The sequence below is a fragment of the Chloroflexota bacterium genome, assembly GCA_016235055.1.
Taxonomy (GTDB): domain Bacteria; phylum Chloroflexota; class Anaerolineae; order JACRMK01; family JACRMK01; genus JACRMK01.
Genome location: JACRMK010000010.1, coordinates 42,927 through 63,043 on the forward strand (window position 1 = coordinate 42,927; position 20,117 = coordinate 63,043).

Consider the following 20,117-nt stretch of genomic DNA (forward strand, 5'->3'; position numbering starts at 1 on the left):
GGTGCTCCGACCACGCGCTTTGGGATTTGGAACTTGGGCTTTGGGAGTTTCTTTACTGGTAGCAGTTCAACTCCCGCCCGTACTGCGTGCTGTAGTAGTCGATCCAGGCCGCCACGTAGCCGCGGATGCGCAGTCCCTTGGCGTTGTCCTTGTCCAGGGTGAGCGCCAAGTCGACGATGCGCTCGCGCGTGCAGACGTTCGGCGCGGAGGGCCGGTAGGCCGGGTCACCGGGCGGGTCCTGGTAGAGCGTCGGGTCGTCGGCCTGCGACACCAGCCACGCGGTCAGGTCGGCGCGGCGCGGGTCGCTGGCCGAGAGGGTGCGGTCGAGCTCGCCGACAATATAGGTTGCCACCGGCCAGTCGCGGTTCGAGACCGCGTTCTTGGCGCTAGCCACCATGTTCGCCGCCACGTCGGGCGTCGGGGTGCGCGTTGGCAGCGGGGTGGGGGTGCGCGTCGGCGTGCGGGTTGGCAGCGGAGTCGGTGTCGTGGTTGGCGTCGGCGTGCGGGTCGGCGTCGCAGATGCGGTCAGCGAGGGGAGGATGATGATCACGGCAATGGTCGGCGATGCCGTCGGGGTGCGCTTGCTGCGGTCGATCGCCTGCTGCACATCCGCGCTGATGTTGAAATTCGCCAGCTTGTCGAGCTCCCCGGCCGCCGACAGCGCGCCGTTCCAGTCTTTTGCCTCGGCACGCACCATCACATCGAGCAGCGAGCGCAGGTACTGCGCCTGCTCGTCGAGCTGTGTGCGCACTTCGCGCACGCGCAGCGGCCAGACGGCCTCCGGGTACGCGCCGACGTTCTGGAAGAAGTAGGTGCGCGCCGCGTCGGCATCGTTCATCTTAAGTCGCAGTTCGGCCGACGACCAGTTGACCTCGCCCTTGAGCCAGCGGCGGAAGTTCGTCAGCGCCGAGTCGCGCGCGGCGATCGCCTGCCGGATGGATATCTCGACCGGGGGCGTGCCGAGCCGGTTCTCCTCCGCGTACTTGCCATCCCACAACTCGTGCGGCATCTGCGGTAGCGGTGTCGCCGTCGCGGTGGATGGCACGAGTGTTGGGGTGGGCGTCGGCGCGCCGAAACCGAACGCGCTGAACGACCCGCTCATGGTGCCGATGATCGCCATCGCGAAGTAGATGATCATCAGCAGCGTCAGGATCAGGAATGCGGTCGCCGCCAGCCGGTTGCGGAGCAGGAAGACGATGCCGTCCGCCAGCTTCTGCACAAACTGGAGCGGGCGGCTAATCGGCGACGGTAATATGTCGAATAGTGACTTGCCAATCTGGCGCGCGTACTGCTGAAGTGCGAAGATTGACAGGAGAATCAGCCCAACCAGCGCGATTCGGAGCGAAAGTGGAAGCGCTCCAGCACTTTTCCACAGGTTATTAACAAATGTGGAAAGACTACCTAAAGCCCCCTCTAATTGGACGCGCACGTCTCCACTGGTTGCCCACAGCCAGTCCACCGTTGACTTTGCCTGTGGAAGGCCAAGGACGAACCAGACGAGCCCGATCATGATCAGGGCTATCGAGATAATGAGCAACCAGCGAGAGTTCTTCATGGTAGGTAGCGACTAGCAGCTAGCGACTAGCGGCTAGCGACTAGCAACTAGATTATACTCTGCCTTGCAGAGTCAGCCATGCGAACTGCCAGATCGCTAGTTGCCGCCGCCAGCGCCACGGCTGCCGGATCAGCCGGAACAGCCACTCCAGCCCGGCGCGGCGCATCCACTGCGGGGCGCGCGGTACCGCTCCGGCGATGAAGTCGAATGCCCCACCGATACCCATCATTACCGGCACGCCGAGCCGCGCGGCGTTGCGCGCAATCCAGAGGTCTTGTTGGGGCGCGCCGAAGGCGACGAACAGCGCATCGGGCCGGGTGGCTTGCACGCGCGCGATGATAGCATCCTCGTCGTCCAGCGCGGGCGATCCGGCATAACAGCCGGCGATTTGAAGTCCGGGGTTACGGGCCGCCAGGATATCGGCGGCGCGCCGGGCGATGCCCTCCGCGGCGCCGAGGAAGAACAGCCGGTATCCTTTGCGGGCGGCCAGGGCGGCGAACAGCGGCAGTCCGTCCGAGCCGGTCACGCGCTCGCGCAACCTATCGCCGCGCCGCCACGCGGCCCACAGGAGGAAGCCGCCATCGGGGACGTTCAGGTCGCTATGATCGAGCACGGCGCGGAACGTGTAATCGCGCTGCGCCAGCATGAGGAACTCGGGGTTGACCGTGCAGATCTGGTGCGGCACGCCGGCGGCGATCGCCGCGTCCATCCAGGCGAGCGTTTCCGCAAACGTTATATCGTGCACGCGCACGCCGAGGAAGGTAAGCGCGCGCGGATGGGGCAGAGCCGGCGGGTCCATGGCGCGGCCGCCTAACGCGGCATGCTGGCGCCGATCAGCCCGTTGATCGCTTCGAGCACGCGCTCGACGCCGATGCCCTCCATGCACGCCGCCTGCTCATCCGCTTTCGACGGGAGGCGGAAGCCGATGTACGCGCACGGGCAGCCGGGCGTCTCCGAGGCCACCACGACACTGTGGCCCGGCGCGGTCCACGGCCCCCACGCCTTGGGGTTCGTCGTGCCGAACAGCGCGACCACGCGCGCGCCGGCCGCGCAGGCGACGTGCATGACGCCGGAATCCGCGCCGACGAACAGGTCGCAGTTCTGCAGCACCGACGCCAACTGCAGCAGCGTCGTCTTGCCGGTCAGGTCGGTTGCGGCGGGCAGTCGCTGCCCCAGTTCGCGCCCGCCGTCGCCGGACGTGCCGACGATCAACACATGCGCGCCGCGCGTAATGAGCGCCTGTCCCAGTTGTTCCCAGCGTTCCAGCGGCCAGCGGCGCGCGGGCGAGTAACTGCCGCTGCCCGGGTGAACGGCCACGATGCGGTCGGGGATCGGGCGCAGGGCGAGCAGGCGCGGGTCGGTGGTCTGCTGCGGGTTAAGCATTGCCGGGCGCACGGCCGGAAAGAACTGGTGCGAGATCAGGTGCTCGGCGGCCGTCTGGTCGCGCGAACTGATCGGCAGATCGAGCAGGCGGTCGGTGGTCTTTGCGCCGATCGCCTCGACGACGGCGAGGCCGTGCTCGACTTCGTGCTTCGCGCCGAAGCCCGCATCGGGCACGCGGTGTGTCAGGAAGCCGCCCCGCCCGTTGTCCAGCCCCGCGCGCACCGGCGCGCCGACCGCGCCGGCCAGCAGTTGCCACTTGAGCGCGCCCCAGCGCGTGGAGAGATGGTGCAGCAACACCAGCGTGTCGTACCTGCGCGTGCGCAACTGCCGGAAGAACGACAGCGCCGACGCCACAGCGCCCGGGCCCAGCGCGTCGCCGATCTCGTCGTAGACGAACTTGTCGAAGACGATCACCTCGTCGATGAGCGTCGATCCCGACAGGATGCCCGCCGAGCCGGGCGGCACGAGGATGTCGATGCGCGCGCCGCTGAACGTCTGCCGCAGGGCGCGCAGCGCCGGCGTCGCCGTCAGCACATCGCCAATGTCCGACAGTTTAATCACGAGGATGTGTTGTGGTTGACTCATCCAAATATTCCTGGCCGCCTAAGAATCGACCCGCGAACAATGCGAATCTGCGCTAATGAGAGCCTGTCGTCCATGCCCTGTGCACGGCGGCCGAGCCGCCGTCCGCCGCATCGCGGCGGGCACAGGGTGAAGCGCGGACGAGTGGCGCTCGGCCTGTGGTGTGTACCGCGCGCGAAGGATCTCAAGCCTGCCGCTCAGATGTTTCGCGCGTGCAACGTGCATGTCGTCCGTAGTGTTGCCTTCGCGCTCAACATGACCAATGCGGTGAGGTGTTTGTAGCCCGCAACGCCGCGGCGCGAGCTGTTTTCCATTCGCGTCGATTCGCGTTATTCGCGGATAGTCGCTGTGGCCGCCTCTTCCAGCACGCTCAGCGTCGCGGCGGCGCAGCGCTCCCATGTGAAACGAGCCGCGTTGGCGCGCCCGCGCGCGATCAGCGACTGGCGCAGCGTGTCGTCGTCCAGCACGCGGTGCATCGCTGCCGCGATGGCGCGTACGTCGAGCGGGTCGACCAGCAGGGCGCCGTCGCCGGCCGCTTCCGGGCACGACGAGGTGCTGCTCGTCACGACCGGCACGCCAAGCGCCTGCGCTTCCAGGATCGGCATGCCGAAGCCCTCGTACAGGCTCGGCAGCACGTAGGCCGCCGCGCCGCGCACCAGCGCATCGCGCGCGTCGTCCGGGATGTGCCCGGTCACGATTACGCCCGCCGCGCGCGCCTGCGCGATGATCGGCTCCGCGTTCCAGCCCGGCCGCCCGATGATCACGAGCGACAGTTCCTCGCGCGGGCGGCTGAACGCCGCAAACGCCTCGATCAGGCGCGCGTAGTTCTTGCGCGGCTGGACCGTGCCGACCGCGACCAGCCAGCGCGGCGCCAGCGGCGGATCGAAGCGCGGCAGCGGCGCAGTAGGCGCGGCATCCGACGGCGCATCCACGCCGTGATGCACCACGCGGATGCGCTGTGCGTCGGCGCCGTACAGCCGCACCAAGTCGTCGCGCGTGGCCGCCGATACGGCGATCAGCCGCGTGGCGTGCCGCACCGCGCGCCGCGTACTCCATTCGAGATATGCGCGCTGGGCGGGCGTATGCGCCTCCGGAAAGTACCGGTGGCCGAGGTCGTGAATCGTCACGACCGTGCAGCGCGGGTGCGCGATCGGCAGCACATGCGCCGGCACAAACAGCGCGTCAGGCGGCCGCCGCCACGTCTCCCAGCCAAGCCCGATGTGCGTCCAGAGGCGCGGCACGCCGATCACGCGCGTTTCCGCGCGCGCCGGAAACAGGCCGGGCGGCGGCGGCGCCTGCAAGTACAGCCGCCAGCGGTGCACGCCGTCGTCCGCCGTCATGCGCCGGATGACCTGCAAAGCGTAGTTCTCGGTGCCGGTGCGCTGCGCTCGCGCCGCGCGGCTGGCGTCAATGCCGATCAGCATGTGCAAGCGGATTCTAACACAACGTCAGGTCAAACGCGCAATACGCGGCGAATCGGGAGCACCCGTCAACGCTTGCGCAGGTGGCTCACGTTAGCGGTTTCAGAATTATCGGACCGCTCGTCCATACGGCTCGATCGCACCGAAGCGGGCAGCCGGCGGCTTCGACAGGCTCAGCCGACGCCCCTGCGTGCAGGGCAGTGCGTTGCCGGATGGTTCTGCAATCCGTGTCTGGCACACAGCGCATCACAATAGAATCAGGGGACACGACGAACTTCGTCGCGCCCCCTGCGGCATTGCGTGGCTAAATCGCCGAAATCGTGCCCGCTGCTACTTGTGCACGTCCTGCACGGCGAATTCCTTGCCGCCTGCATGGCAGACGGTGCAGGTCTCGGTGGTGCCATTCGCCGTCATGATCTGGAAATGGCCCAGCGCTTCCTTGCCCGCATGGCAACCCTTACAGTTCGACTGGATGGCCGGGGTCGTCGTGACGACCTTTCCACCCTGCGAAACAACCTGCGGCTGTGCCGCGGCCGACAGCGGCAACGTGAACGAGGTGCCGACGTGGCACTTCGCGCAGTTGCGCTGCTGCGCCGAGGTCGGGTACACGATATCTTCCGTGTTCGCGACGCCGCGGCCGTAGAACGACGTATCCTGAGCGCGTTCCTCGCCCATGTGCAGGCTATGCACCATGTAGCCGAGGTGGATCGACTCCGGCGTGCCCTTGTCCTTCGGGCGCTGCGCCTCGTCGGTCGCGTTGGCGTTGTGGCACATCACGCAGTATTCCGGATTGCGCCGGATACCGCCGTGCACCGAGAACGCCGCCGGGCTGCCGAGGTCGAGGTGACACTGGTTGCACAGCTTGCGATCAACGATCGCGCGCCGCGCTGTCGGCTTCGAGGTTCCGTCCAACGCCACGTAGAGCACCGGGTTGTTGTTGCCTTCGCGCACCACGGTGTCCACGCCGCGCGGGCCCTTGATCGTCGTCATGTAGTACGCGGCCATACCGACACCTGCCGTGCCCTTCCAATCGGCCGGGATCGGGTCCTTGAACGTGTAGCGGAACTTGCCGCCGCCGAGATCTTCCAGCGTGCCGGGCCGCACGAACGGAGCGGCGCCAGCAGCCGGGATTGAATTCGGCTGCTCGCGAATCGACGTCTGGTAGTCCGACGCCGGGTACGCGATCACGGCTTCCATGAAGTCCATCTTGTTCGCGTCGAGCGCGCCGCCCTTGCCATCCTTGAGCGTGAACTCAACCGACGGCTTGGCGCCGGGTGTAACAGTCGCCTTGTCCAGCGTGTACACCAAGCCCTTCAACTGCTTCGACTTGGCGGGGATCGTGTGTGCCCCGACCACCGACGCGTCGAACTCGTTGCCGCTGTCCGCCGCGTGGCACGTCTTGCAGCCCGAGTCGTCCTTCTGCGCGCCGGCCGCGTGGTCCTTCAAGCCTTCGTACTTCGCCTTGCCAGTCGCCCAGTCAATGCCGTTGTGGCACGAACCGCAAGCGGCGCGGCTGGGAACGTTCTTCCAGTTGTCGGCCTGCGCGGCATCCTTGGTATGGCAGGTCGTGCAATTGCGCTGATCCTGCGACCAGGTGGCGCCGCTGAAGTCATTCGAGCCCCAATTGTACGGCTTCTTGCCCTTCGCCACGCTCTGGATGCTCGACGCGTTGTGCAGTTGGTGGAACATCACCTTGGCATCAGCCGAGCTGCCGGACGTGGCCTGAACCGTCTGGTCGGTGTGGCAGACCATGCAGTTCGGGAAATCGACGCGCTGGCCGCCATGGCCCTTGACCACGTCGTGGCACGCGTTGCAGGCTGCGGTCTTCACGACTTCGCGCGGCGTGGCGGTGCCACCGGCTGGCACGAACCAGAAGTTCGCGTTCGCGACGTACGCGCGCGCGTTGCGGGTGGCCTGCAGGGTCACCATTGTTGAGGCTGTCTTGTCAAAGTCGGCGGGGATCGTGCGACTGAACACGTACGTGAAGCCGGCTTCGGTCTCCGTCACCTTGCCGCCCTGATCCACGGCACCGACCGTCGACTTCTCCAAAGCGGGCTGGACGGTCTTGCCCTGGAACGTATAGGGCGCGCCTACAGTCGGATTCACGAGGTAGTCCTGCATCGACGACACGCCGCTGGCCTTGTCGGTCACCAGCTTGGCAATGCCGAAGCGGAGGCTGTTCGCATCCAGGTCGGCCACGCGAACGATATTGCCAATACTGTCAACCATCTTGAAGGTCACGACCGGCTTGAGGTCAGCGGTAATGTCGACCTTTGTGATTTCGGCTTTGATGCCGGGTCCGGGTGCGACGACGGCGTTTTTGCCTGCGGGGCCTGCGGGGCCGGCAGGACCGGCTGCGCCGGCAGGGCCGGCCGGTCCGGCGGAGCCGGCTGCGCCGGCGGGGCCGGGCGCCGGCTGGCATGCGCTCAGCAACGGCAGGGCGAGCAGAAGCAGCGCAGCGACGATCATCGCCATGACGAGGTGCTTCTTGGTTTGCATAACTTTACTACTCCTTGAGATGTTAGCGTAACGAACGGCAGTGCTGTAAACGTGATTGGATTTTCGCCTGCTCACCCCTTTCTCCCGACGCCTGCGAGCCGACTCCCTCGTCAGAGTAGCCCGCCGTGCAGCGTCGATGATGCGGAACGATTGTCCGGAGCAGAGAATGCTGTTGTGAGTCGATAGTATTAGACCGCATTTCGCCCCGCTGTGCGTCCGGCGCCGCCGTCAGCGCCGGATTACCACCGGACAATGTTCCGGGTCCTGCTGTGCTGCCAAAGGGATCACGGCGTTCCCGCCCCGGTACCGGCCATTGCCGCTCCATCATTAGGACGGCAGCGTCTGCAGCCCCGCCCGGCCCCGTCAGGGGCACGGGCGATGATCCCGAAATCGGTGAAGTTAATTCAGCGCGTTTGCGCCTAGGCCACCTGCTTGCCGATCAACACCTTGCCGTCGCGCACGATCAACTCGAATGACGGCAGCGGTTTGGGCGGCGGACCCGATACGACCGCGCCTGTGACCGGATTGAAGAAGCCGTCATGGCACGGGCACATGATGCTGTTCTTGCGGTCGTTCCACGAGACGATGCAGCCGAGATGCGTGCAGATGGCGGAATAGGCCTTCATGCCACCCGTCTTATTGTTGATGATAATAACCGGTTTGTCGTTGACCGACACGATCTTGGCCTGGCCGGCCGGGAAGTCTGCGACGGCGCCGACCTCGACCGGGCCACTGCTGCTGGCCGCCGCGCTCTTGGGCAGCAGGTAGCCGATCACCGGCGTCAGGATGCCGACGACCGTCGAGACGACCGAGAAGCCAAGCAGGACCTGGATGAAGCCGCGCCGCGTCACGGGCGCAGATGAACTTTGAGCATTGTGTGTCATGCGAATTCGGCTCCTCGTGTTATTCGGGCGGCAACTGCTTGTACAACTCGCGGCGAATCACATACAGCGACGCGATGGATAGAGCCATGATGACCAGACCGATGATCATGATCTGCCGGCGGAAGCCGCTCTCGTCGATCGCTTTCTTCGCGTCCGCGATGACCTCGTTGGAGGTCGACACGGCCTTGTCGGTCTTTTCCTTCACGACCGTCAGGTCCAGCGTGTGCTGGGCGGCGCGCGCCGTCACCAGGTTCGTCTGGGCGACGGCCATTTTGCCTTCGTCCGGCTCGGTGATCAGCGCCGCCTCGGCCGCAACCTTCAGTTGCTCGTGCGCCAGGTCCATCGACTTCGCACTGCCCGTGATGTTGTCGTACAGCGCCTTCACGGCGTTGGTTTGCGGCGACGTCGGCGGGTGGCAGGTCGCGCAGGCGCGCGGATCCTTGCTGTTCGGGTCGAGCAGGGCGTCGGTCGGCTTCATCACGTCGTAGCGGCCGTGGCAATCCACGCATTTCGGCATGCCCGGTTGGTTGCCGGCGTGCTTGCTCTGCAGGAAGTAGTTCTGCGTCGCGGTGTGGCAACTGCCGCACACATTGGCGACCTCGGCGAAACCGGGCGGCGCGGCGCCGTGCGTGCCGTGGCAGGTCGCGCAACTCGGCGCGCGCGTATCCTGCTTCTCCAGCAGCGCCTGGCCGTGCACGCTCTTCACATACAGCGCGAACTGGTTGGTCGGGATGCCGTACGGCTTCATGTAGTCGGCGTTCGAGTGGCAACTCGAGCACAGGGCGGGCACGTTCATGCTGTAGACATTGGCCGTCGGGTCGTTGGTCTTTTTCGTGGCGTGACCGTCGTGACAGGTGAAGCAGGTCGGCACCTTCATATCCGCCTGCGCCAGTTTGATGCCGTGGGTGCTCTGCTGGAATTTGGACCACTGGTCGGTCGGCAGGTCGTACTGGCGCATCGCCTCGTTGTTGGAATGGCAACTGGCGCACAACGCCGGGATGTCAACCTTCAACGGTTTGCCGATGTAGCCGGACTTGGTCGAGTGCGCTTCTTCCTTAGTCGGCTTGGTCGCGTCGCCGCCGTGGCAATTCACGCAGCGCACGTTGCGCTCGGAGTGGATGGACGACTGCCACTGCTTGACCGGCTCGTTCAGCGCGCCGGTCTGGCTGGTGTGGCAGGTGACGCAGCTATCCTTGTCGGCGGCGGTCGGCGGCACATTCGGAATCGGCGTCGGCGCAACCTGCACGACTTCGCCCGACGCTTCCGTGACGGTCTTGTGGCAACTGCGGCACTGGTCGGACGTGCGGCCGGCATGGCTCGACGGCATCTTCGGCGCGCCGGCTGTGCCCGTTGCGTGGCACGTCAGGCAATTATCGCGGCCCTGCAGCGGGTGCGGGATCTTCGGCGCACTGGACGCCGCGGGGCCGGACGGCGTGCCGCTGGCTTTCGGCGCCGCCTGATGGCAACCCTTGCAGACTTCGTTGGTGCGGCCGGCATGGTCGGTCGGGAACTTCGGCGAGCCGGCGACACCGGTCGAGTGGCACGCCACGCAATCGAGCTTGGCGTCGGGCGAATGCGGGAACGGCGGCGGCCCCTGCTGCGCGAGCACAGGCACCGCGATCAGGAATGCCATGAGCACGCCGATGATGACATACGGCGCGAGAAATCTACGCTTCGGATTCATGAGTGATGTTCCTCCAGACGACTGCGCGGCCTGCGCTACCTACTGCCCGCCGATATATGTCAAGTACGCCATAACAGCCAGCACCGCAATCAACACGGCCAGCATGATCGGGCGCTTGCGCGCCGAGCGCTTTGGCGTGCGATCGAGGAACGGCAGGAAGAACAGCAGCCCCATGCCGATGCCGGGAAGGATAATGCCCATCAGTCGCGGCGCTTCGGAACCGAGGAAGCTGAAGATCGCCGCCACCTTCAGGAACTGGTAGATCGCGAGGAAATACCACTCCGGCTTCACGTGCGGCGGCGTCGCCATGGCGTTGGCTTTGGCTTCGAGGCCGGCTGGAAACAGCGCGGACAGCGTCACCAGGATGCCGAGCACGATATACCAGGCGATGAACTCGCTCAACATGTAATGCGGCCAAAACGGCAGCGTCTGCTTCTCCTCCGGTGCGGCCGGAGCGTGCGACGACTGGTCGCTCATCGAGTCTCCTCCTCGTGCGGATCGGCCAGACCTTGCCGGTGAATCAGCAGGAAATGCAGCGCGAACAGGCCGACCAGCGAGACGGGCAGAATCAGCATGTGCACGCCGAGGAAGCGCGACAGCGTCAGCGCGCTGATATCGGTCCCCGCGCGCAGGAAGTCGCGCAGCCACTCGCCGATCGCCGGGATCGCCTCCGGAATGGTGGTGCCGACCGTCGTGGCCCAGTAGGCGCGCTGGTCCCATGGCAACAGGTAGCCCGTGAACCCGAAGCCGAGCGTGACGAACAGCAAGCCCATGCCCGCCATCCACGTGATCTCACGCGGCGGCTTGTACGCGCCCTGCACGATGATGCGTATCATGTGCAAGATACAGAAGATGATCATCAGGTTGGCGCCCCAGGCATGCACGCTGCGGATCAGCCAACCGAAGTTTACCTGATTCATGATGTAGAGGATGCTGTTGTAGGCGGCATCGGGGGTCGGCTCGTAATACATGGAGAGCAGGATGCCGGTCACAGCCTGGCTGATGAATACGAACAGCGTGATCCCGCCGAGGTAGTAGGTGTGTGCGCCGCGCGGGATGACCACGTGCAGGCTGCTCATGACTAGTTCGCGCACGCCGAGGCGGCTGTCAATCCATTCGAACACTTGTGCCGGCAGCTCGCGGATCGACACCGGGCGAGTCATTCGCATCGCATCTCTCCTGTATGAAATATGGACCTGGCTTCGCCGGCGCCATTGGCGAAACGGCCGCACCGCGTTTGGCGGGGCTGACACGCTCTGCATATGCGCGAATCGTACCGCATGCGCCCTGGCAGCGCCGGCGTCCGCTGGGACCGATAGTTTGTTCCGAGCAAGGCAGGTTGAAGATTGGCGCGCGACGGGAGCCAAGCGTTCGGCTACGCGCATTCCACACGGACTCTGCCCGATCTGGCCGCAAGGACACTCATTCCCCCTGAACAAAACACGCGCAAAACGCCCTTGCAGGCAGTAGTCTGCCGGAATTGGCCCTATAATAGGGTAGTTAGCCGTTGAAATCAATAACAATTTCGGTCGTAATTGGTTCTATTTATCTCAGCGTCATTACCTAACTATACTATGACCTCAAGCGCCGTTCAGGCGTCTATTATTGTTGATCGTGTCCGCATAGTCCTGTCGTGCCTGTCGTACGTACGAGTGAAGCATCGCTTCTCCAAGCGGATTGATGGCATCGTCGCCTTCAAACAGCATCGTACTGCATAGGTAACTAGCAGTCCAGCGCCGTGTTTGCTAATTCGGCGCCGTGAAAGAAAAATGCCTGGAAATAGCGCAATGGCTCAATACTGCAACAAAAAGCGAGAAATCGGCCACAACCATGCACTTGCACCAATTTGCATTTTGCGATAGAATAGCGACGTTAGCAGTCGAGTAGCAAGAGTGCTAAAGAGCCTAACCATTTTAAGAAGGAGGACAGTCTGTCATGAACCTGAAGCCCCTTGGTGATCGCGTGATTGTCGAGCCGTTAGAGAAGGATGAGGTGACGGCGAGCGGCATCTATCTGCCCGAAACGGCGAAGGAAAAGCCGCAGGAAGGCTTGATTCTGGCTATCGGCCCCGGCCGCCTGGACGACAGCGGCAAGCGCGTCGCGATGGAAGTGGCCACCGGCGACAAGGTGATATACGCCAAATACTCGGGCACCGAAGTCAAACTCGGCGAAAAGAAGTACTTGATCCTGTCCGAGAAAGACATTCTCGCGACTATCACTAACTAGGAAATCTACGGAGGAAGATTCGTCATGGCGAAGCAAATCGCATTTTCGGAAGAAGCGCGCCGGCAACTGAAGATCGGCGTGGATACACTGGCCAACGCCGTCAAGACGACGCTCGGGCCCAAGGGCCGCAACGTCGCGCTGGACAAGAAGTTCGGCGCGCCGACCGTCACGCATGATGGCGTCACCGTTGCGAAGGAAATCGAGCTGCAGGATCCGTACCAGAACATGGGCGCCCAGCTCCTCAAGGAAGCCGCCACGAAGACGAACGACGTCGCGGGCGACGGCACCACCACCGCCACCGTGCTGGCGCAGGCGATCGTGACCGAGGGCCTGAAGAACCTGGCCGCGGGCGCCAACCCGATGATGCTGAAGCACGGCATCGAAAAGGGCGCGCAGGCCGTCGTCAAGGCGATCCGCGAAAGCGCCACCAAAGTCGAAGACAAAGAGCAGATCGCCAACGTCGCGGCCATCTCCGCCGCCGACGCGGAAATCGGCTCGCTGATTGCGGACGTGATGGACAAGGTGGGCAAGGACGGCGTCATTACCGTCGAAGAGTCGAAGGGCCTGCAGTTCGAGACCGAATACGTCGAGGGCATGCAGTTCGACCGCGGCTACATCTCGCCCTACTTCATCACCAATGCCGAGCGCATGGAGACCGAGCTGACCGACCCGTACGTGCTGATTACCGACAAGAAGATCAGCGCGGCGACCGATATCGTCCCGATCATGGAGAAGCTGATCCAGACCGGCAAGCGCGAGTTCGTCGTGATCGCGGAAGACGTCGATGGCGAGGCGCTGGCGACGATGGTGCTGAACAAGCTGCGCGGCACGTTCAATTGCCTCGCGATCAAGGCGCCGGGCTTCGGCGACCGCCGCAAGGAAATGCTGCGCGACATCTCGATCCTGACGGGCGGCCAGGTCATCACCGAAGAAATGGGCCGCAAGCTGGAGACCGTGACCGTGGCGGACCTGGGCAAGGCGCGCAAGGTGTCGGCCGACAAGGACAACACCACGATCGTCGAGGGCAAGGGCATCGAGAAGGAGATCAAGGGCCGCATCGAGCAGATCAAGGCCCAGATCGAGACGACGACCAGCGACTACGACCGCGAGAAGCTGCAGGAGCGCCTGGCGAAGCTGGCCGGCGGCGTCGCGATCATCCGCGTCGGCGCGGCCACCGAGACCGAACTGAAGGAAAAGAAGCACCGCGTCGAGGATGCGCTGAGCGCGACCCGCGCGGCCGTCGAGGAAGGCATCGTGCCCGGCGGCGGCGTGGCCTTGATCAACGCGATCAAGGCGCTGGACAGCGTGAAGATGGGCGCCGAGGACGAGCAGACCGGCGTGACGATTCTGCGCCGTGCGCTCGAGGCGCCACTGCAGATGATCGCCGAGAATGCCGGCCAGGACGGCGCGGTGATTCTGCAGAGCGTCCGCCGCGCGCAGAAGGAAGGCAACAACATCAACATCGGCTTCAACGTCATCAGCGGCGAGTACCAGGACATGCTGAAGATGGGTATCATCGACCCGGCCAAGGTCACCCGCTCGGCCGTCGAGAATGCGGCTTCCATCGCGGCGATGATCCTGACGACCGAAGCACTGGTCACGGACATCCCGGAGAAGGAAAAGGGTCCGTCGGCTCCGCCGATGCCCGATTACTAAACCGGATATAGCAGCAGTAGTGCAGTCCTTGAAACCCTCCGGGCTAACCGCCCGGAGGGTTTCTATTTTTCGCGCCCCGCAAGTCTGGTAAACTGTCTGTGCGCCGTGCGCCGGCGCAGACTGACGCAGCGTGCAAGGAGCCTATGACCCCGTTTGAAGAGTTCGTGCAGATCATTGCGCGCCTGCGCGCGCCCGACGGCTGCCCGTGGGACCGCGCGCAGACGCCGCAGACGCTGCGCCGCTACCTGCTGGAAGAGGCGTACGAGGCGCTCGAGGCGATTGACCTGGACGACCCGCGCCGGCTCAAAGAAGAGCTGGGCGACGTGCTGCTGCAGATCGTGCTGCAGGCGCAGATTGCCGGCGAGACCGGCCAGTTTACGATCGACGATGTGATCGCGCACATCCACGCCAAGATGATCCGGCGGCACCCGCATGTCTTTGGCGACCAGCAGGGCGCAACGGTCGAGGAGATCGAGGCGAACTGGGAGACGATCAAGCGCGCCGAGAAGTCGCACGACGCGCCGGCCGAGGTCACGTCGTTCCTGAACGACATACCCAAAGGACTGCCGGCGCTGACCGAGGCGGAGGACATGCAGCAGCGCGCCGCGCGCGTCGACCTGTGGAACGGCGACGCGGCCGACGCCGCTTGGCGCACCGGCCAGGCGCTCAACCGCCTGCGCGAGCACCAGGACGCCGAATCGCTCGGCGAGGCGTTGTTCATGCTCGTCGACCAGGCGCGCCGGGCGGGGCTGGACGCCGAATCGGCGCTGCGCGAGGCGAACCGGCGCTTCGGCCGCTCACTGGGCTAGATGCAGGATTGTTTTCACCGTAACTACACGCGGGGTGGATTCGTTGAGATGGGGCAAAACAGACGAGTCCATGAGCGGTATGAGTGTGATAAAGACTTACCGCCCCTGCAATCTGGCCGTGTCGTGCGTTTTTATAAGTGCTAGTCACCCCACGCCTGCCAGATCCGTACTACCACGACAATCCTGACTATGCAATGGTGAGCAGGCAACGGACGCCCGGATATTGGCATTCGCCGCCTGCTTTGTCACACCACGGTCATCCCTATCGCAGCTTTGCGTCGACTTCGTTCACGGCGGTTTCGAACATCTCTACGACATCGCGCAGAAACTGATTGCGGTCAGGGGAGGGTATCGCGTCCGGAATCGGCGCGGCCGGTGTATAAATCTGGTTGCCAATTGTGTCGGCACGCCGGAAGGACGATCCGCGCCCTTGTTCGCCGAAAGCGCTTTGCCATTCTGTCTTTCGGTCACTCCAGACACGCTGGGTCGCAAACGTGATGAGTCGCTTCGCCACGTTGTCCGCGAGAGCATCATAGATTGCTTGTTTCTCGTCGTCCTGTGGATCAGGCCCCTCCCATTCCACCGGGCTTTGGATGAACACGTAGATCCGCTTTACAAGCTCTTTTCGTAGATCCGCGACCGGCTTAAGCGTATCGTATTCGTCCGCCATATCCGTCGCGAGCCGTCTACTCAGAGCCTTGACGCGCGTCCAATGCTCCTTGCTGAACCCCGGTTTATAGTCAAGCCCGAGCCGAGTCCACCAGGCGTCGTGAAACGCCTCCGCGGCGCTGCGAATCGCCAGTACCAGATTCATACGATCGTAGACCGGCTTCGCCTTCGACGGTACCGGCTTCTCGATGACTTGGTCAATCGCCTCCAGTAGGCTATGCAGTTGTTTGACCGTCCGCCGGCCGGTCGCCACGCTGTCAGAAAGCGGTTCGTGCAGATCAGAAAGGAAAAAGCGGGCCGCCTGCAATCGCCCCCGAAGTGCCCGTTCAGCAAAGGGGCCGAGATTTTCTCCGAACGCTGCAAGTACATTTTCTGCTGATGCCAACACGTGTTGCGTTTTGGCGGAGGTGTTCGGCAGATTATCCCCCTTGACCTGGTCGAAGTGCGTGAACGCGAGGATCAGCTTGCGCGCGTTGCCCGTGGCGACCACTTCGCGCATGGCGGCCACAGGCGCCGCCTGCATCGGCTGGGTCGCGTTGTCGACCAAAACTACGGCATCAACTGCCTCGATACGTCGGCTCACCGCAGTCGATACCGATGAAGACGAGTCCGGTGTGTGGCCGAGTCCTTCGCCGTCCACCAGCACCAACTTCGGGCTCGGTCCAACCAACCACGTCGGTGCGAATGGCCCTGCGACGCGCATCCCGTTGACCAGCGGCGTCAGCAGTCGGCCGTAAAGCGGTTCATAGTTGCTGGAGAACCGAGCGATCGCCTTCAGAAACACCTTGCGATCTTCAAGTGGCGATTCGCCTTGCCAGGTCAATGGCCAACCCGTACGGTTCTTCCGGACATCCCCAGGTGGCAATAGGTCGAAGCGCTTCTCGATCTCGTCCATCAGCACGTCCGCGATTTCGTGGAACTCTTCTTTCTCGCGCAACAGGTGATCCAGCTCTTCCTCGAAAAGCTCATCGAGAACGCGCTCATCCTCTTCGCCGCTGGCCCCAAGTTCGATCTTCAAGTTATCGCCTATGCTGTGCGCGAGCTCACGCATCTGCGCCGTGATGCGTGTCAGAAGTTCGTTTGTGCTATCGAGATCAATCTGGCCAAGCTCTTCGCTCGTCAAAGGTTCAGCGCCCTCGTCACCCTCCTCGTCGTCTTCATCATCAAGTTCGGACTCAGTCAACGCGGGACCATTCCCGAGGATGTAGTTGAAGCGATACCGCTGATTGACGTGGTTCAGCAGCCGACGCAACACGGTAACGTCATCAGCTCCTCGAGCCGCCGCCAGCACCGCCGCTGAAATGCATTCGCTCAAGTACTCGCGTGCCTCGTCGCTCGACACGAAGGTCACAACCGCTCGCCACGGGCCGTCATCGAGCAGTATTTCGATATCATGAATGGTCGTTTTGGCCGTCGAGGTCGATGGAAACCGCTCGGTCTCCGGATCGGTGCCAATCAACTGGCGAACCAGCGTCGTCTTGCCGGCACCCGTGGTCCCGAGAAACAGCACGCGTCGATATCCATCTGTTTCCGTAACGGGTAACGGAATAGCCGCCTCACGCAGGCCGAGGTAGTCTATGATCTCAGGTACCATTTTGTCGAAGAAGATTTCGACCGCCCGCATGTCGAAGCGGCGCTCCGCATCCGCCCGTGCGGCGAGATGATGATATTGCGCATTTTCAAGCAGGTCATTGAGCTGGTCGCGGAGATGTTCGGCTTCCGCTTTGTCCCGCGTACCCAGCCCCCGCCGAACGCGGAGGCCTACGTTGCCCGTCAGAGGATCTTGCCGGACGGGATGGCGGAAAATTACGGAATAACCAGTTCGGTCCTGGGACTGACTCAAGCTTGCTGTATACGTTCTCTTTGCCATTTATCCTCCGTTGTTCCAATGTTGTTCCTGTTGAATGTGATGACAATATAGCACAAATCATTCTTGAAGTCAATTGTTTTAGGAACAACTTTGGAACAACATTTTGTTTGACTATTGTGGAATTGAGACTCACCCGACTCTGACTGGATTACGAATTATATTTCGAGGGTCGACGTCCCGAGTATGTCAAAAAGTACGGCCAAACTTGCGGCACGCATAACTCGATAAGCTCGCCATACCTGTTTCCAAGGCCAAATTCCGGCTAAAGTCGGGAGAGCCCTCCAATTCTAATGCGCTGGGCAGAAGATCTGATTTCTGCCAACATGCGCCACCTGCGCTATAATACGTCGCTGGATTTCCGCGCGAGGCAAGTCATGTGAATGTAATCCCGGAGCGGCTGGCGTTATTCGCCGACGCGCACGGCCATGTCGATTTGATCGAGCAGGCGCTCAAGGTACTGAAGTGGGAGCAAGTCGAGCACATCGTGCTGCTCGGCGATCTGATCGACCGTTCCGACCAGGCGGATTCATGCGCGCTGGCGATGGCGGGGTTCAGCGTGTCCGGCGTGTTCGGCAACCATGAGCAAGAGGTGATCGAGGCGTTGGCGATCGGCGACGACCTGGGGCTGCGGCCCGAGACGATCGACCTGTTCATGGCGCTGGAGCCGGTCATCCTCATCGACAACGTCTGCTTCTGCCACGACAGCCCGCCGGGCATCAGCCACAATCCGATGGAGCACTTTTTCAGCCGGGACACGGCGCTGCCGGCCACGCGCTACCACATCGTGTTCTCGGGCCACACGCACTTTCGCGCCGCACGCGACGAGCACGGCCCGCACGATCTCGGCACCGGCGTGCTGCAGATCCGCCCGCACCGCCACTACAGCATCAACCCCGGCGCGATGACCGCCGGTCAATTTGCCATCTGGGACCGCTCCCAGAGTATGATTCGTTTCTTTAATGTCCATGCCTAAAATGCCTGGCGACCGCGCCGGCGCACCGTCCCGCCGGTCCGGCCGGATGGTCAGCCGTAAGACGAAGATTGTTGCCACGCTCGGCCCGGCCTCGCGCAGCGAGGAGCAGATTGCCGCGCTGATCGGCGCCGGGGTCGATATCGTGCGCCTGAACTTCTCACACGGCACGCACGACGACCACGGCGAGGTCATCACGCGCGTGCGGCGCGTGGCCGAGCGGCTCGGCCGCCCGGTCGGCATAATGCAGGACTTGCAGGGGCCGAAGATCCGCGTCGGCAAGCTGGCAGGCGGACAGCCGGTGCAACTGGAGAATGGCACCACGCTGACGATCACCACCCGTGACGTCGTCGGTTCCGGCGCGCTCGTCTCGACGACCTACCAGGGCCTGCCGAGCGACGTCAAGGCCGGCGACCGCATCTTGCTGGATGACGGCAACCTGGAACTGCGCGTCGAGGCGGTGCGCGCGGACGAGGTGACGACGACGGTTATCCAGGGCGGATTGCTGGGCGAGCATAAAGGCATCAACCTGCCGGGCGTGGACGTCTCGGCGCCCGCGCTGTCGCAGAAAGACCGCGACGACCTGGCGTTTGGCCTGCAGAACGGCGTGGACTACGTGGCGATGTCGTTCGTGCGGCGCGGCGAGGACGTGCTGGGCGCCAAGAGCTTGATCCGCGCGCTGTGCGGTGCGGATGTGCCGGTCATCGCCAAGCTGGAGAAACCGCAGGCGCTCGACAACCTGCGCGACATCCTGGAAGCGGCCGACGGCGTGATGGTGGCGCGCGGCGACCTGGGCGTGGAGTTGTCGCCGCAGGAAGTGCCGATCGCGCAGAAACGCATCATCGCCGCGGCCAACATGCGCGGGCGGCTGGTCATCACCGCGACGCAGATGCTCGAATCGATGATCGAGAACCCGCGCCCGACGCGCGCCGAGGCGTCCGACGTGGCTAATGCGATCTTCGACGGCACCGATGCCGTGATGCTGTCCGGCGAGACGGCGACGGGCGCGTTCCCGGTGCAGGCCGTGTCGATGATGGCGACCATTGCCATGGAAGCCGAGAGAAACCTCGACCGCTGGGGACGGTGGCGCGACAACTCCGTGGTCACCAGCGACGACGCACGCGCCATCGCCAGCGCGGCGGTGGAACTTTCGCTGGAACGCGACGTCAAGGCGATCCTGGCGTTCACGCGCTCGGGCCGCACAGCACGCCTGCTGAGCAAGGAGCGCCCCGCCTGCCCGATCTACGCGTTCTCGCCGGATGCGGTGGTGGTGCGGCGCATGGCACTGATGTGGGGCGTTTACCCGCGCCAGACCCCTTTCGTCTCGACCTCCGAAGCGATGTTCGAGACAGCCGACGAGACTGTACTGGCGCACGGGTTGGCCGAGCGCGGCGACCCGGTGGTGTTCGTCGGCAGCATGCCGGTCATCGACGGCGGGCACACAAACTTCCTCAAGCTGCACCGCATCGGCGAGTCGTAGCGAAAAAGAGACCCCTCGGGGTTTGAACACCCGAAGGGTCTGCGGCTCAGGCGGAGAGGGCGAGATTCGAACTCGCGAGGCTCATCACCTACCCGTTTTCGAGACGGGCGCACTCGGCCACTATGCGACCTCTCCGTGACGCCTTTCCAATCTTAGCATAACTCCGGCGCGGCGCGAAATATGCGCGATAGCGCGCAGCAATTCTCAACTTGGCTTTGTACGGGTACTTTCCAATGCCGCTTGCGATGCGCTGGCCCTCAGGCGCTTGTCACGCAAGCTGGCCCGCCGAAAAAGTGGCGCTGCCCTCCCCCCGACCCCCTCCCAACTCCGTTGGGAGGGGGCGAGATTCTTAGGGGAGGTGCGCGGCGGCTGCGCCGCCGCGCACCTCCCCGTTAGCTTTTCCCCTTCTCCCCCGCGCGCGCGGGGGAG

The 20,117-nt window shown here is 63.8% G+C and carries 15 protein-coding genes and 1 tRNA gene; 5 read left to right on the plus strand and 11 right to left on the minus strand.

What is annotated here, in order from left to right:
* Positions 1-52: 52 nt before the first annotated feature.
* From HZB53_02930 to HZB53_02970, 9 genes are all read right to left on the minus strand, one after another.
* Positions 53-1,555: a hypothetical protein gene (locus HZB53_02930; protein MBI5876579.1), complete on the minus strand. Its 1,503-nt coding sequence runs from the start codon at positions 1,553-1,555 to the stop codon at positions 53-55.
* Between the two features lie 52 nt (positions 1,556-1,607).
* Positions 1,608-2,354, minus strand: a complete 747-nt coding sequence (locus HZB53_02935; GenBank protein MBI5876580.1) for a WecB/TagA/CpsF family glycosyltransferase — start codon at positions 2,352-2,354, stop codon at positions 1,608-1,610.
* A gap of 11 nt (positions 2,355-2,365) precedes the next feature.
* Positions 2,366-3,523 (minus strand): glycosyltransferase family 9 protein, encoded by a 1,158-nt coding sequence (locus HZB53_02940; protein ID MBI5876581.1) that lies wholly within the window; start codon positions 3,521-3,523, stop codon positions 2,366-2,368.
* 326 nt (positions 3,524-3,849) lie between these two features.
* Positions 3,850-4,944, minus strand: a complete 1,095-nt coding sequence (locus tag HZB53_02945; GenBank protein MBI5876582.1) for a glycosyltransferase family 4 protein — start codon at positions 4,942-4,944, stop codon at positions 3,850-3,852.
* A 327-nt stretch (positions 4,945-5,271) separates the two neighbouring features.
* A complete protein-coding gene (locus HZB53_02950) occupies positions 5,272-7,440 on the minus strand; it encodes an OmcA/MtrC family decaheme c-type cytochrome (GenBank protein MBI5876583.1) in 2,169 nt (722 codons plus the stop codon).
* A gap of 419 nt (positions 7,441-7,859) precedes the next feature.
* Positions 7,860-8,324, minus strand: coding sequence for a Rieske (2Fe-2S) protein (locus HZB53_02955; protein ID MBI5876584.1), 465 nt, complete (start codon positions 8,322-8,324; stop codon positions 7,860-7,862).
* A gap of 19 nt (positions 8,325-8,343) precedes the next feature.
* Entirely contained in the window at positions 8,344-10,008 is a 1,665-nt protein-coding gene (locus tag HZB53_02960; protein MBI5876585.1) for a cytochrome c3 family protein, read from the minus strand.
* A 39-nt stretch (positions 10,009-10,047) separates the two neighbouring features.
* Entirely contained in the window at positions 10,048-10,485 is a 438-nt protein-coding gene (locus HZB53_02965) for a hypothetical protein (protein MBI5876586.1), read from the minus strand.
* Positions 10,482-11,177: a cytochrome b N-terminal domain-containing protein gene (locus HZB53_02970; GenBank protein MBI5876587.1), complete on the minus strand. Its 696-nt coding sequence runs from the start codon at positions 11,175-11,177 to the stop codon at positions 10,482-10,484. The genes HZB53_02965 and HZB53_02970 overlap by 4 nt, the downstream gene beginning before the upstream one ends.
* Before the next feature lie 766 nt (positions 11,178-11,943).
* Between HZB53_02970 and groES the strand changes: the two genes are divergently transcribed.
* From groES to mazG, 3 genes are all read left to right on the plus strand, one after another.
* On the plus strand, positions 11,944-12,234 hold the full coding sequence (gene groES / locus HZB53_02975) for a co-chaperone GroES (GenBank protein ID MBI5876588.1): 291 nt from the start codon (positions 11,944-11,946) through the stop codon (positions 12,232-12,234).
* A 24-nt stretch (positions 12,235-12,258) separates the two neighbouring features.
* Positions 12,259-13,890, plus strand: coding sequence for a chaperonin GroEL (gene groL / locus HZB53_02980; protein MBI5876589.1), 1,632 nt, complete (start codon positions 12,259-12,261; stop codon positions 13,888-13,890).
* A gap of 143 nt (positions 13,891-14,033) precedes the next feature.
* Entirely contained in the window at positions 14,034-14,699 is a 666-nt protein-coding gene (mazG, locus tag HZB53_02985) for a nucleoside triphosphate pyrophosphohydrolase (protein ID MBI5876590.1), read from the plus strand.
* 262 nt (positions 14,700-14,961) lie between these two features.
* Here mazG and HZB53_02990 read toward each other — a convergent pair whose 3' ends face one another.
* Positions 14,962-17,238, minus strand: a complete 2,277-nt coding sequence (locus HZB53_02990; GenBank protein MBI5876591.1) for a hypothetical protein — start codon at positions 17,236-17,238, stop codon at positions 14,962-14,964.
* Between the two features lie 376 nt (positions 17,239-17,614).
* On the opposite strand from HZB53_02990, the gene HZB53_02995 reads away from it, so the two are divergent.
* On the plus strand, positions 17,615-18,211 hold the full coding sequence (locus HZB53_02995) for a metallophosphoesterase family protein (protein ID MBI5876592.1): 597 nt from the start codon (positions 17,615-17,617) through the stop codon (positions 18,209-18,211).
* A gap of 46 nt (positions 18,212-18,257) precedes the next feature.
* Entirely contained in the window at positions 18,258-19,688 is a 1,431-nt protein-coding gene (gene pyk / locus HZB53_03000; protein MBI5876593.1) for a pyruvate kinase, read from the plus strand.
* 51 nt (positions 19,689-19,739) lie between these two features.
* Here the strand turns inward: pyk and HZB53_03005 are convergent.
* Positions 19,740-19,823 (minus strand) — tRNA-Ser (locus HZB53_03005).
* Positions 19,824-20,117: the final 294 nt, after the last annotated feature.